Here is a 13,236-nt window from a genome sequence, read left to right on the forward strand (position 1 = left end):
AGTATCAAAGTTGGGGATGGGGATCGCACTTATGATGACTTCGAATACAGAAAGAAAACGTGAACAGATGCAGTTTGTGAGCATGGATGACCTTGTTCCGCAGGACCATATGCTCAGGCTTATTGATAAGGCAATTGACTGGTCATTCATCTATGACCTTGTTGAAGATAAGTATTCTCCTGACATGGGCAGGCCAAGCATGGATCCTGTCACTCTTATTAAAATTCCATTCATTCAATACTTATACGGAATAAAAAGTATGCGCCAGACCATCAAGGAAATCGAGGTAAACGTTGCATACAGATGGTTCCTTGGTCTTGAACTCAATGAACCAGTCCCACATTTCACAACATTTGGAAAGAACTACACCAGACGTTTTAAGGATACCGATCTGTTTGAACAGATCTTTCAACGCATACTTGAAGACTGTTATCGCTTTAAACTTGTTGATCCTACCGCTGTGTTTGTTGATGCCACCCATGTTAAGGCAAGAGCCAACAACAGAAAGATGCAGCACAAGCTTGCCAAGCAGGAAGCTCTTTTCTATGAGGAAATGCTCCGAAAAGAGATAAATGAAGACAGGGCTGAACACGGCAAGAAACCACTGAAAGATAAAGATGATGATAACGATAAAGGTGCTGGTGGGCACGATGACTTCAGTGATTACACCGATGACACTCCTAAAGATACAAAGAAGGTAAGATGCAGCACTACTGATCCGGAAAGCGGATGGTTCAGAAAAGGTGAGCACAAGAATGTTTTTGCTTATGGTATTGAAACAGCTTGCGATAAGAACGGATGGATACTTGATTTCACAGTAAATCCAGGAAATGAGCATGACAGTCGTACTTTTAAAGGTCTTTACGACAAGATAAAGGATATCGGTGTTGAGACAATTGTTGCTGACGCAGGATATAAGACACCCGCTATAGCAAAGATGTTACTTGATGATGGCATCAAACCGCTTCTTCCCTACAAGAGACCAATGACTAAGAAAGGCTTCTTTAAGAAAAGTGATTATGCTTACGATGAATACAACGACTGCTATATATGTCCTAACAATCAGGTATTGAAGTATGCGACAACTAATCGTGATGGATATAGGGAATACAAGAGCTGTGGAGCAACATGTGAAAGCTGTCCATACCTTGAACAGTGCACACTTAGCAAGAACCATGTAAAGCTGGTAACCAGACATATATGGGAAGACTACATGGAAGAATGCGAGGATATAAGATACACCGAGGGAATGAAGGATCTGTATTCCCACAGAAAAGAAACAATCGAGAGGATTTTTGGAACAGCCAAGGAGAATCACGGATTCAGATATACTCAGATGTATGGTAAGGCGCGGATGGAGATGAAAGCGGCGCTTACCTTTGCGTGTATGAATCTGAAAAAACTGGCAAAGATCAAGCATGAATGGCGGTTAGAAATGGCCTGATAAAGGCTCTTTCTAACACGCTTATTATAAAAAGCAGTCTATAATGTTAAAAAATGGCTTTGAGAACAGCGTTCTCAAAGCCACTTTGTCTTCGGTCTGGAAGGATGTCTTAGCGACATCCTTTTTTTATGATTCATCTGTAATTGTGCATCTGGTCTCGAAGGTTGCCCTCAGGGCATTAGGATGTACCTTGTTGTCTGTTCCGAGCGCCTTATCAGCGTATTCTTTTACCATGAGTTCGATGGCTCTTGGAGTCATTCTGCGATGGAGCGAGCTAAGGAAGAGGGCATCATAGTTCTCTTCATTGGCTCCAATCTGGTCCCTAGCTATATTGATATAATCCAGAAGGATTCCCATGACTTCATCAGAAAGATATACTTTATCCGTTGCTTCTCTTGAATTTCCTGAACCTTTCTTGAAAACGTTGATATAACGTCGCTGATAGGAGATATCGCTACAGTTTATGGCACATAGTTCAGATACACGAAGTCCGGTACCAAGAATCAGGTAAACAATAGCTTTATCTCGAAGCGCCAGATAGGGCCTGAGTTTATCCTTTTTAGTCTGCGTGTCTTTTGGGGTTGTCTCAAGATATTCTTTGGCGTCAACATACTTTTTATCAATTTCAGCCAAAAAGAGCTTGCGTCGTTTATCCTCTAAGATGGCAATATCACTGCTTTTTTTGTTTTCTACTGTGGGAAGAACTGCTTTTTCTGTTGGATTGCATGCTATATAATCCATGACGTAAAGAAAATGGTATAAAGATCTGATTGCCATCATTTTTCTTTTCTTAGAGGCATTTGTATTAGTCTTATATTTCTCGCTTTTGTCTTTTTTATCAAATTTGTAGTTTGAGAGCCAGTCAAGATACTTATCCCAATCGGAACTGTTGAGTTTTTCAAGAATATCAGCAGTTATGTTTTGGGGCGCCTTAATTCGCGGATTTTCGCTGACAAGATATCTGAAGAAATTGCTGATATCGGTCAGATATTCCATGCGTGTCTTTATAGAATTCTTTTTCCTGGCGTATAGCTCGTAGTCGCTGCAATACTGCGGAAGTTCTGCTAATAGTTCATGTATTTTTTTATCGTATTGATCACTTATTTTGTCTCTGTATTCAATAGTTTTGTAGCTTATCTGCATGTTGAAGATCCTTCTTGATTAAGAAAAGTAGTATGTTTTTGTTTTATTATAACATTAAACTTCGCCTAACTATAGTTGTACGAAATAAATTTGGGGGCACCAATAAGAATCAAAGAAAAAAAATTCAGACAGTTATTTTGATCAATGATTCTCTGAACTTTCATGGAGAATCGGTAAAAGAGCTTACCCAGTCAATGCATGACTGTATAGATAATTACCTGGATTACTGCAAAAAGATTGGTAAAGAGCCTGAGCGTGAGTTTAAAGGCCCCTTCAATGTCCGTATTAAACCCGAACAGCACAAGAAAATTGCATTATATGCTGCCAATGAAGGAATCACAATAAACCAGTTTGTATCCAGAGCTATTGATGATGAACTGGACATCCTAGAAGGTTAGCCCAAAGACGCAATATTTTTGTTAATTCACCGATTCGAGAACTGATAACTAAAGATGGATTTTATAATGGAAAGCCTTGATGACAAGGCTTTTCTTTATTTGTTTCAACTATTAAAATATAAGGGTATGAAACCTTTTCTGAGCAAATTAGATATGATGAGTTTAAAAAAGTTGTGGAGAAAATTAGGACATTATAATCTGTAGAAGTGATTCATTTCGCTGATTAGATTTCAGCATAAACGACTAAAGATTTTCAGAAAACAAGTAATTGCACTTTTTTTAGCTTAGTATAATATTCATTGTTGTGACAATCTGGATAAACAGAGGTCATATGGGAGGTAATCATGAGAATACGAGATAACTACTCGGTGCAGTTTTAGTGCTGACAGCAGGTTGTACCGAGGTTAATGGAAATGTTTTGCTGTCACATACTGCACCGAACAAATAAGACTATAAACAATTATTTGAAAAGGAGCAGATATGAATACAGAAAGAATAACAGAATTAAGAAAAGATTGGGAAGCAGAGGAGAAGATAGCTCATATACATGGTTGGGATTTTTCTCATATTCATGGCAGATATGAAGAGGAGGAAGATCTTCCTTGGGACTATAAGCAGATAATTGACGAGAATCGCATAGACAGTATGAAACTGTTGGATTTTGATACAGGCGGTGGAGAGTTCCTTTTATCTCTTGGACATCCTTATAGCAACACTGCGGCTACAGAAGGTTACGCACCAAATGTTGAGCTATGCAAGAAAGAATTGCTGCCGCTTGGAATTGATTTCAAGTTTTGTGATGATGCTTCAAAGGTTCCTTTTGCAGATAGCTCTTTTGATATGATTATAAATAGACATGGCGACTTTGATCCTTTAGAAACAGCCAGACTGCTGAGACCAAACGGATTATTCATTACTGAGCAGGTGGGCGGTGAGAATGACAGAGACCTTGTAAAGATGGTCCTGCCTGATGTGCCAAAGCCATTCCCAGAGCTTGAACTATCTATTCAGAAGAAAAAGTTCGAGGTTGCAGGACTACAGGTTGTCAGAGCAGAGGAAGCATTCAGACCAATTCGCTTTTATGATGTTGGTGCTTTTGTCTGGTTTGCTCACATCATAGAATGGGAGTTCCCAGGATTTTCTGTAGATAAATGCTTTGACAAGCTTCTTGAAATGCAGGAAGAGATTGATAAGAATGGATTTGTAGAAGGTACAATCCACAGATATCTCATCGTTGCCAAGAAGATAAGTTGATGATTATGGGCGGTAAGTTACATAGACTTGCCGCTTTTTAAATAGTATGCACAGTTATATTTGAAGTTATGATATGTGTGCTTGACAAAAATACTCCTATATCGGAGCATAAAACTACGATATAGGAGTATTTAATTGTGTAGCATCTTTAATAAAACCCCCTGCTATGCAGGGGGACAACAGCTGCTTCAGCTTACAGTAAAAAACCTCCCGTGCTAGAATTACTACGGTTCGCCAACCAAAGTAAAGCACAGGAGGTAGTCCAAAATGGACATGAATAGTTTATCACACACTAGATGGGAGTGTAAGTATCACATAGTATTTGCACCTAAGTTCAGGAGAAAGGTTGCGTATGGTCAGATCAAGCAGGACATTGCAAATATTCTCAGTACATTATGCAAGAGGAAAGGTGTAGAGATAATAGAGGCAGAAGTATGCCCAGATCACATACATATGCTGGTAAGAATCCCACCGAGTATGAGTGTTTCAAGTTTCGTAGGATACTTGAAAGGAAAAAGTACGCTTATGATATTTGAGAGGCATGCAAATCTCAAGTATAAGTACGGCAATAGACATTTCTGGTGCAGAGGCTATTACGTAGATACTGTAGGTAAGAATGCAAAGAAAATCGAGGAGTACATAAAGAATCAGTTAAAAGAGGATTTAGAGTACGACCAAATGACACTAAAAGAGTATATTGACCCGTTCACGGGTGAGCCGGTAAAGCAAAACAAATAAAAATGAGCCCAGGGGGCTCTGTAGGAAAATGATGTTGCGGCTGGCGAACCATTCGGCGAGTCTTTAGACTCAGTGCCGGCAACAGGCCCTTATAGGGCCAGAACAAACCACCGGCTAAGCCGGTGGTTCTGATTTTAGTACAATATCAGTTCTACAGTCGATTAACTCAGGCAGGAGAATTAGCTTTGTCATCTGAGGCATATATAGCCTTCAATATTATAGGTGTCAGAATTGAGCTTAATATTATCAACAGGATTACTGCGGTAAAGTATCTGCTGTCAACGATATCAGCTTTTAAACCTCTTTGAGCTACGATAAGTGCAACTTCGCCTCTGGTCATCATACCCACACCAATCTTTAACGAGTCAGAGGTGTTGTACTTAAGGAGCTTTGCAACGATGCCACAGCCTACAACCTTTCCGAGGAGTCCAACGACAACAAATGCTGCCGAGAATGCAAGGATTGTCATGTCGACAGACCTTAGGTTTGTCTGAAGGCCTACACTTGCAAAGAATACGGGGCCGAATAACATATATGAATTTATGTCCATCTTTCTGTCTATATACTCGGAGTTGTCCAGAGAGCTGAGAATAATACCTGCAACATAGGCACCGGTGATATCAGCTACTCCAAAGTACTTATCGGCAACATAAGACATTGCAAAGGCAAGTGCCAGACCCATGATCGGGATTCTTCTGGTATGAGGCCATTTCGCTTCTGCTTTTGACATTATCTTAAAGATGATAATTCCCACAACAACCGAAAGCGCAAAGAAGGCTACGGTCTTTAAGCAAACAGCTGCAAGATTGGCATTTGGATCTTTCAGACCAAGAACAGCTGTAAGAACCACGATTCCTATTACGTCATCGATGATTGCGGCGCTCATAATTGTTGTTCCCACTTCTGTGGAAATCTTTCCAAGTTCCTTTAGAACCTGAACTGTTATGCTCACGGAAGTAGCTGTAAGAATAGTTCCTATAAAGAGTGCTTTTATGAACTCGGTTGATCCGGGAGCTGCAAAGCCATAGAAGGCCATGTACAGGAGCGTTCCAAGAACAAGCGGAACTCCAACACCTGTGCATGCAAGGATTGTTGCCTTCAGGCCGGATTTTTTGAGTTTGTCGATATCTGTTTCCAGTCCGGCGCTGAACATCAGAAGAATCACACCGATTTCGGCCATGCCCGACAGGAAATCACTGGGATTAACAAGATTAAGCAGTGATGGACCTATGAGAAGACCTGCGATGATCTCACCGGCAACCTGTGGCGCATGAAGTCTTCTGGCTATCAGTCCGAATAACTTTGCCATGACGATTATGATAAAAAGATCTCTGAGTATCTGAATTGTATCCATATATATACCTCCTAGTTAATAACGCTAAGAAATGAGTATGATGCTTTTTCGTCTCAAAATCAAGTTAAAAAACTATAACCAACGTAGTAATAACCCCCCAGGGGGCTTGTGGGGCGGATTTTACAATGCTATCCTTTCCATTGTGTGAGGTGATTCAGACACAATGGAGGATACTATATTATGAAGAAAAAATTTTTAGCAGCACTGCTTGCTGCAACCATGACATTATCAATGGCAGCCTGTGGTTCCGGTGCAGGAACTCAGACAACAGAAACTCAGACAACAGAATCTGAGGCATCTGCTGATACACAGGCAACAACATCTGATGATCAGACAGCTGACGCAAGTCAGTCTACAGCTACAGGTGAAAAGATTCTTCACACTGCAGCATCTTTTGCTTATCCAAGTCTTGATGTACATAAGGAGTACTACGGATGGTACACATCAATTTATGGAGTTTCAGAGGCACTGTTTAAGCTCGACGAGACCATGAGTGCTGTTCCATGCCTTGCTAAGGACGCAGTTGCAGATGGCAGCACATGGACTGTTACACTTAATGATGGAGTTCAGTTCTCGAACGGAAACCCTCTGACAGCTGATATGGTAATCAGAAACCTTCAGCGTCTTGCTGCAGAGAACAGCAGATTTGCTTATCTCGGCGATTTTGAAATGACTGCTACAGATGACAAGACAATCGTTATCGATACTAAGGAAGTTTACCCTACTCTTAAGAACGACCTTGCAAGCCCTGAGTGCGGAATGATCGATCTTGATGCAACAACAGATTTTGACAACGCACCTGTATGCACAGGCCCGTTTGTTGTTACAGAGTTTATCCCTGAGGGAGATGTTACAGTAGCAAAGAACGAAAACTACTGGGGCGGAAATGTTAAGCTTGACGGCGCTGTATTCTACTACATGCAGGAGGATGATCCCAAGCTCCTTGCTATGCAGAGCGGCGAGATCGACTGCTACAACAGCGTTTCATCAGCAGCTCTTGAGGTCTATAACCAGAGCCCTGATCTGTACGATGTAGTTTCAATTCCCGGTGCACGTCTCCAGTTCTACATTCTCAATGAGAATACACTTGATGATTCTGTGAGAGAAGCAATCAATCTCACTGTTGATAAGGACAAGATTGCAGAGTACCTTTCAGGTACAGTATCTGCAGCAGTTGGACCATTCTCAACATCAGCTGCTTATGGTAAGGTAAATGTTCCTGCAGTAGATACTGCCAAGGCAAAAGAGCTTTTGGAGGCCGATGGTTATACACTTGGGGCTGACGGCATCTACGAGAAGGATGGTAATAAGCTCAGCATCAGCATTGCATACTATGCAGCAAGATCTCTTGATACTCTTGCAATCCTGATCCAGGAGCAGCTTAAGGCTGTTGGTATTGATTCAACACTTAGAGTTGAGGAAGATCCGGATGCTACTTACATTGCAAACGCTGACTTTGATCTTGCTCTTTACTGCATGATCGCTGATAAGTCAGGTGATCCTCTTTACTTCATCGACTCAACTCTTGCAGACGGAGCTTACTACAATGTAGGTGGATTTGAGAGTGCTGAATGCCAGAGCATGATTGAGCAGCTCAGAATTGAGACAGATACTGCAAAGAGAGCAGAGCTTGCCAACAAGATCGTTCAGATTGCTATAGATGACAATGCATTTGGATATGTTGGACTTTTCAATAACACTACAGTTCTTCGTAAGGGCGTAAGCGGATTTGCTGAGTATGTTCCTTTCGATTTCTATGGAGTAGACGCAGAGACTGACATTAATGGCTAAACAAATACTTAAAAGGATTCTGGGACTTGTCATGATACTTTTAGTGCTGAGCTTTCTTGTGTTTGGCATAATGTATCTGGCTCCCGGTGATCCTGCGGAAAAGAGACTCACCTCCCAGGGTGTGGTGGTCACAAAAGAAATACTGCAAGCGGAGCGGGAGAGGCTTGGCCTCCTCCGCCCCTTTATCGTTAGGTACGCGGAGTGGCTTTCGAATGTTCTTAGAGGAGATTTTGGTGTTTCCTTTAAGGATGATCTTCCCGTTGCGCCAAAACTGATAAAAGGGCTTAAGAACACATGTGGGCTGGCTTTAACCAGTCTGCTTTTGGCGCTTATAATCTCTTTTCCACTGGGAATATGGTCAGCGGTCAAAAAGGGAAAATTGGTAGACCATATCGTCAGGCTCTTTTCATTTATAGGTAATTCTCTTCCGAATTTCCTGATATCAGTACTTTTGATGTATCTGTTTTGCATACATATCAAGGTCTTTCCTGTAATTGCAGATGGAAGCATCAAAGGACTTATGCTGCCTGCACTTTCTCTGGCAATACCCATGGCGGGAAGGTTTACAAGACAGATAAGGAGCGAGCTCTTGGATCAGCTTGGGGAAGAGTATGTTGTGGGGATGAAGTCCAGAAAGGTAAAGGGCAGATTTATTCTAATCAACAACGTCCTTAGAAACAGTCTTGGACACATACTTACGATAATCGGTCTTCAGATCGGAACCCTGATGGGAGGCAGCGTTGTTATTGAGAATATTTTCAGATGGCCGGGTATCGGCAAACTTGTGATGGATTCCATAACAGCCAGGGACTACCCTGTGATCATGGGCTTTGTGCTTATTATGGGAACAATCTATGTTGTTATAAATCTGATAGTTGATATTACCTACAGGCTTTTGGATCCGAGGTCTTTTTAATGAACCATAAACGGAAAAAGATTAACAGAATAAAAGTAATTGTATCTGCAGGTGTTGCACTTCTTTTGGTGCTTATAGCTCTTTTCGCAAGCGTTATTGCACCAAACGACCCATATGCTACAAGCGCATCAGCCATAAGGTCAGCTCCGTCCGGGGAATTTCTGTTTGGAACAGACAACCTGGGAAGATGCGTGTTTTCAAGAGTTTTATATGGAGCAAGGACAACTATAGCAGCTACATTTATATTGGTTGCGATTTCTTTCATCCTTGGAAGCTTTATCGGAGTACTTAGCGGATATTATGGCGGAATATTGGATGAAATTATGATGAGGATTGCCGATATTATGCTGGCATTTCCTCAGATGGTAGTAGCCATCGCGGTTGCGGGCATTCTTGGAGGAGGACTTTCAAGCGCCATGATTGCGCTGGGAATAACTATGTGGACCGGGTTTGCCAGACTTGCACGGAGTCATACTTTTGCCATAAAGAATTGCCCCTACGTGCAGGCTGCAAAACTGGCGGGAAAGAGTGGGCCGGCTATAATGATGGCCCACATACTTCCCAATATAATAGCACCACTTCTTACAAATGCCCTTACGCAGATAGGAACCACAATGATAGGTATCTCGGGCCTGTCCTTTTTGGGGCTTGGAGTTGTGCCACCCACTGCTGAGTGGGGATCAATGATCAATGAATCCAGGGCGTATATACAGATTGCACCTTGGGCTGTGCTGTATCCGGCAATTGCCACCATAGTCACCATCATAGTATTTAACTATCTTGGGGACTGCGTCATGGAATACAGAGATGAGGACTAATGCATGGATACAATACTTAGGATAAGCAATCTCTCTGCCGGTTACGGTGATGAGAATGTTATAAATGATATCTCTTTTGAGGTGGAAGCAGGTAAAAGAGTCTGTATCGTCGGTGAGAGCGGAAGCGGTAAATCTACGCTTCTTAAGGCTATTCATGGCTTTGGGGGCGTGACTAAAACATGCGGAAGTATAGAGACCCCAAAAGACATTTTGCTTGGCGTTGTGCCTCAGAATCCCGGGGGATCTTTTAATCCCATAAGGACTTACAAGGCACAGATCATGGAGGCGCTAAAGAGCAATAACATTGATTTTAAAATAGATGAAGTTGAGAAGACGCTCCGGATCCTGGGACTTAATGATGCTAAAAGAGCGCTTGCATCAAGGCCTTATGAGCTTTCAGGAGGCATGAACCAGCGTATGGCCATTGCCACAACAATGCTCCTGGAACCGGGGATTTTATTGTGCGATGAAGTTACAAGCGCCCTGGATGTTAAAACTGCAGGGATGGTTGTGGAGCAGCTTCTTGAGATCAACAAACTAAAGGGCACTACTATTCTGATGGTTACCCACCATTTGGGTATTGCATCTAAAATGGCTGATTACATTGGAATCATGAAAAATGGCAGGATGCTTGAGTATGGCCCTGCAAAAGAGATCCTGGAGAATCCGCAAAACGATTACACAAAGAATCTCTTGAAGGCCGTACCAAGACTGAAGGTGAGCTGATATGCCGGATTCAGATATAATTTTAGAAGGAAAAAATCTAAATAAAAGTTACGTTGATAAAGGCAAAAAATTGCAGGCTTTAAAGGATGTGAGTTTCTTCTTGAAAAATGGAGAGATTCTTGGAATCGTCGGCGAGAGCGGAAGTGGAAAGAGCACCCTTCTTCGTCATGTCAGCTGCCTGGAAAAGCCTGATAGTGGAAATCTTTATTATAAGGGAACAGAGTATACAGGTAAGTCTCCGGCCTTTGCCGGAACTTTTCTGCAGATGATATTTCAGGATGCCCAGATGTCTTTTGACCCAAGAATGAAGATGAAAAAAGCCGTTGTGGAAGCTGCAAAGGGCTGTGGCCATGAAAAACTGTCACGAATCCTTGAGGCCGTTGGGCTTGATGAGAGTCTTTTGGAGAAAAAGGCAGGAAGCATGTCCGGAGGACAGTGCCAGCGAATGTCAATTGCAAGGGCGCTGTGTTCTGATGCCGGGATTCTTTTGTGCGACGAGGCAACAAGTGCGCTGGATGTTACAACTCAGGCCCAGGTAGTAGCTCTTTTGCAGCAGCTGAGGGAAAAAGAAGGGGTATCGATCATATTTGTCTCCCATGACATTGCTCTGGTGAGCATGCTGTGCGACAGGATAATGGTAATGAAAAACGGCGAGTGTGTGGAAGAGGGAGAGACCGGTAAAGTTCTTGGAAATCCACAACATGAGTACACGAAAGAACTGCTTGATAATCTGATCGAGTAGCTTATTATTAGAAAGATAATTGGGGTATACGTAGTAATATGACTAAACTTATGCAGATTCCTTTTGAGGAGGAAGCTGAAGATATCAAAGATAAAGTAGTGACCTATTGGTCAAAGAGAGCTGAAAGCTTTAGTGAGCACAAACACGAGGAGATACACAGCAGGAAAAAACAGCTGTGGCAGGCGGAGTTTTTGAGGCACTTTTCAGCTGATGATAAGTTGTCTGTTCTGGACGTTGGATGCGGAGCCGGCTTTTTCGAAATGGTGTTGTCGGATTTTGATTTTGACGTGACCGGTGTGGATCTTACGCCTGAGATGATAGATAAGGGAAAAGAGCTGCTTTCGCGCCATGGAGCAAAGGCGCGCCTTATGGTTATGGACGCAGAAAAACTGGATTTTGCCGATAGCTCTTTTGACCTGGTGATAAATAGAAATCTTGTATGGACACTTCCGCATCCGGTGGAAGCCTACATGGAGTGGCACAGAGTGTTAAAGCCGGGAGGAATGCTGCTTGTGTATGATGCGGAGTATGCAAAGGGATTTCATCACTATGATCAGATGCAGAACCTTGCTCACAAAAATGTGACCGACGCCATGGTAGAGGAGTGCCACGATATTTACCACATGTTATCTATCAGCACTTTGGACAGACCGGAGTGGGACAAGGCTTGTCTTGAAAAGATCGGTTATGAAAATATAGTTACTGATCTTGGGGCGGGAGATAGACTCTATAGCGAGAAAGACCAGTTTTATATGCCTGACAGGATGTTTCTGGTAAAGGCTCAGAAAGCAATAGTCTAATAATATGAATGGAGTTTGAGATGAGAAGAGGAATTGATACTACAGATATGATGGTATATGGCCACGAAGCCTGGATAATCACTGACAAGAGTGTATATGAGCCGGGGGAAGAAGTCTGCGGAATAATGAGGTGGGGACATCACATGAGGCCGGACGGATTCTTTCGTCTTGATGAGATAAGAGCCTTCGCCACAGATGAAAAAGGAAACAGAATAGCAATAACACCGGTTAAGGGTCCGGGCGATGAGCAGGGAGACTATTATGAGCTTCGCTTTACGCCAGTTTCTGAGGGCATTTATACCCTTATGTGTATCTATGACAACAATTATGTAAGAGATGAAAAAGACGTGTATTATGAGGGCGACAGAAGGACATATCCTGATATTCTTGATGCCAAGAACTATCCTCAGATATATGTGACAAACATAACTGTTGGAGATAAGAAGGGGACTCCCGAATTTATCCATGAGTCCAGAGTAAGCTTCGTTCCCGATCCCTGGGAAGCAGACACCGATGTGCTTCATTTAAAGCTTATTCACGACAAATTCCCGCTTAAGGGATCCACGGTAGTTGTTGTGTTCTATGATGGAAAAGAGTATTTTGAGAGAATCCTGAACACAGATGAGGAAGGCAGGATATTCTTCTCAGTGGAGAAAAAGGGTGTGTATATGGCCGTTACAAGAACTCCGCTGGCGGAAGGAATTCCCGGAATCTATGACAGCAAAGAGATAGCTTCAACATTCACATACGTTAAAAGGTAATACAAAAACAGGATGCGTTTAATGATATGATTCCCCTAAAGTAGACAATGGAAATAACCAAAGTCTCCTTTAGGGGGATTTTTTATGGCCAAAAAGAAACATTCTGTCGAGTGGATGCTCGAAAGAGTAAATGAATATCTTAATGGTGAAGGCTCATATGATTCTATTGCCAAAGCGAATGGGATAGGGTATGCCACCCTTGTGAGATGGGTTGCTGCATATCGTTTTCGCGGAATTGAAGCTTTTTCTGAAAGCGGCGGTAATAACAGCTACAGTAGTACATTTAAAGTATCTTGCGTAGAAGCAGTGTTAAGTGGAATCTTGTCTGTAGAGGAGTGCACTGCTAAGTAT

The 13,236-nt window shown here is 42.3% G+C and carries 14 protein-coding genes; 12 read left to right on the plus strand and 2 right to left on the minus strand.

Annotated elements, in window-relative coordinates:
• The first annotated feature begins 34 nt into the window (after positions 1 to 34).
• Positions 35 to 1,444, plus strand: a complete 1,410-nt coding sequence (locus G613_RS0117435; RefSeq protein ID WP_442852311.1) for an IS1182 family transposase — start codon at positions 35 to 37, stop codon at positions 1,442 to 1,444.
• 126 nt (positions 1,445 to 1,570) lie between these two features.
• Here G613_RS0117435 and G613_RS18945 read toward each other — a convergent pair whose 3' ends face one another.
• A complete protein-coding gene (locus tag G613_RS18945; RefSeq protein ID WP_029233792.1) occupies positions 1,571 to 2,587 on the minus strand; it encodes a tyrosine-type recombinase/integrase in 1,017 nt (338 codons plus the stop codon).
• A 137-nt stretch (positions 2,588 to 2,724) separates the two neighbouring features.
• Here G613_RS18945 and G613_RS0117445 point away from each other — a divergent pair, with 137 nt between their 5' ends.
• The 3 genes from G613_RS0117445 (at position 2,725) to tnpA (ending at position 4,977) form a co-directional block, all read left to right on the plus strand.
• A complete protein-coding gene (locus G613_RS0117445; RefSeq protein WP_242826168.1) occupies positions 2,725 to 2,985 on the plus strand; it encodes a type II toxin-antitoxin system HicB family antitoxin in 261 nt (86 codons plus the stop codon).
• A gap of 480 nt (positions 2,986 to 3,465) precedes the next feature.
• Entirely contained in the window at positions 3,466 to 4,239 is a 774-nt protein-coding gene (locus G613_RS0117455) for a class I SAM-dependent methyltransferase (protein WP_029233794.1), read from the plus strand.
• A 267-nt stretch (positions 4,240 to 4,506) separates the two neighbouring features.
• Entirely contained in the window at positions 4,507 to 4,977 is a 471-nt protein-coding gene (tnpA, locus tag G613_RS0117460) for an IS200/IS605 family transposase (protein ID WP_027209341.1), read from the plus strand.
• A 166-nt stretch (positions 4,978 to 5,143) separates the two neighbouring features.
• On the opposite strand, the gene G613_RS0117465 is transcribed toward tnpA, so the two are convergent.
• Positions 5,144 to 6,331 (minus strand): cation:proton antiporter, encoded by a 1,188-nt coding sequence (locus G613_RS0117465; RefSeq protein ID WP_029233795.1) that lies wholly within the window; start codon positions 6,329 to 6,331, stop codon positions 5,144 to 5,146.
• Positions 6,332 to 6,511: 180 nt separating this feature from the next.
• On the opposite strand from G613_RS0117465, the gene G613_RS0117470 reads away from it, so the two are divergent.
• From G613_RS0117470 to G613_RS0117505, 8 genes are all read left to right on the plus strand, one after another.
• Positions 6,512 to 8,122, plus strand: a complete 1,611-nt coding sequence (locus G613_RS0117470; RefSeq protein WP_024865506.1) for an ABC transporter substrate-binding protein — start codon at positions 6,512 to 6,514, stop codon at positions 8,120 to 8,122.
• Positions 8,115 to 9,038, plus strand: a complete 924-nt coding sequence (locus tag G613_RS0117475) for an ABC transporter permease (RefSeq protein ID WP_022762016.1) — start codon at positions 8,115 to 8,117, stop codon at positions 9,036 to 9,038. Before G613_RS0117470 ends, G613_RS0117475 begins: the two co-directional genes overlap by 8 nt.
• Positions 9,038 to 9,856 (plus strand): ABC transporter permease, encoded by an 819-nt coding sequence (locus G613_RS0117480; protein ID WP_022762017.1) that lies wholly within the window; start codon positions 9,038 to 9,040, stop codon positions 9,854 to 9,856. The genes G613_RS0117475 and G613_RS0117480 overlap by 1 nt, the downstream gene beginning before the upstream one ends.
• Positions 9,857 to 9,859: 3 nt before the next feature.
• On the plus strand, positions 9,860 to 10,582 hold the full coding sequence (locus tag G613_RS0117485) for an ATP-binding cassette domain-containing protein (protein WP_029233796.1): 723 nt from the start codon (positions 9,860 to 9,862) through the stop codon (positions 10,580 to 10,582).
• 1 nt (position 10,583) lies between these two features.
• Entirely contained in the window at positions 10,584 to 11,324 is a 741-nt protein-coding gene (locus G613_RS0117490) for an ABC transporter ATP-binding protein (protein WP_013282131.1), read from the plus strand.
• 38 nt (positions 11,325 to 11,362) lie between these two features.
• The gene (locus G613_RS0117495) at positions 11,363 to 12,124 is read left to right on the plus strand and encodes a class I SAM-dependent methyltransferase (protein WP_022770373.1); all 762 of its coding nucleotides are present in this window, start codon (positions 11,363 to 11,365) and stop codon (positions 12,122 to 12,124) included.
• 20 nt (positions 12,125 to 12,144) lie between these two features.
• Positions 12,145 to 12,885, plus strand: a complete 741-nt coding sequence (locus G613_RS0117500; protein ID WP_022770374.1) for a DUF4198 domain-containing protein — start codon at positions 12,145 to 12,147, stop codon at positions 12,883 to 12,885.
• A gap of 84 nt (positions 12,886 to 12,969) precedes the next feature.
• Positions 12,970 to 13,236: helix-turn-helix domain-containing protein (locus tag G613_RS0117505; RefSeq protein ID WP_029233798.1), on the plus strand; the 267-nt coding region annotated here is incomplete at its 3' end.

The organism is Butyrivibrio sp. VCB2006, assembly GCF_000420945.1.
Classification (GTDB): domain Bacteria; phylum Bacillota; class Clostridia; order Lachnospirales; family Lachnospiraceae; genus Butyrivibrio.

Excerpts from the sequence above, each read along its gene's own strand:
- G613_RS0117435 (WP_442852311.1), top strand. The coding sequence starts at position 35 with ATGACTTCGAATACAGAAAGAAAACGTGAACAGATGCAGTTTGTGAGC.
- G613_RS18945 (WP_029233792.1), bottom strand. The coding sequence starts at position 2,587 with ATGCAGATAAGCTACAAAACTATTGAATACAGAGACAAAATAAGTGAT.
- G613_RS0117455 (WP_029233794.1), top strand. The coding sequence starts at position 3,466 with ATGAATACAGAAAGAATAACAGAATTAAGAAAAGATTGGGAAGCAGAG.
- tnpA (WP_027209341.1), top strand. The coding sequence starts at position 4,507 with ATGGACATGAATAGTTTATCACACACTAGATGGGAGTGTAAGTATCAC.
- G613_RS0117465 (WP_029233795.1), bottom strand. The coding sequence starts at position 6,331 with ATGGATACAATTCAGATACTCAGAGATCTTTTTATCATAATCGTCATG.
- G613_RS0117470 (WP_024865506.1), top strand. The coding sequence starts at position 6,512 with ATGAAGAAAAAATTTTTAGCAGCACTGCTTGCTGCAACCATGACATTA.
- G613_RS0117475 (WP_022762016.1), top strand. The coding sequence starts at position 8,115 with ATGGCTAAACAAATACTTAAAAGGATTCTGGGACTTGTCATGATACTT.
- G613_RS0117480 (WP_022762017.1), top strand. The coding sequence starts at position 9,038 with ATGAACCATAAACGGAAAAAGATTAACAGAATAAAAGTAATTGTATCT.
- G613_RS0117485 (WP_029233796.1), top strand. The coding sequence starts at position 9,860 with ATGGATACAATACTTAGGATAAGCAATCTCTCTGCCGGTTACGGTGAT.
- G613_RS0117490 (WP_013282131.1), top strand. The coding sequence starts at position 10,584 with ATGCCGGATTCAGATATAATTTTAGAAGGAAAAAATCTAAATAAAAGT.
- G613_RS0117495 (WP_022770373.1), top strand. The coding sequence starts at position 11,363 with ATGACTAAACTTATGCAGATTCCTTTTGAGGAGGAAGCTGAAGATATC.
- G613_RS0117500 (WP_022770374.1), top strand. The coding sequence starts at position 12,145 with ATGAGAAGAGGAATTGATACTACAGATATGATGGTATATGGCCACGAA.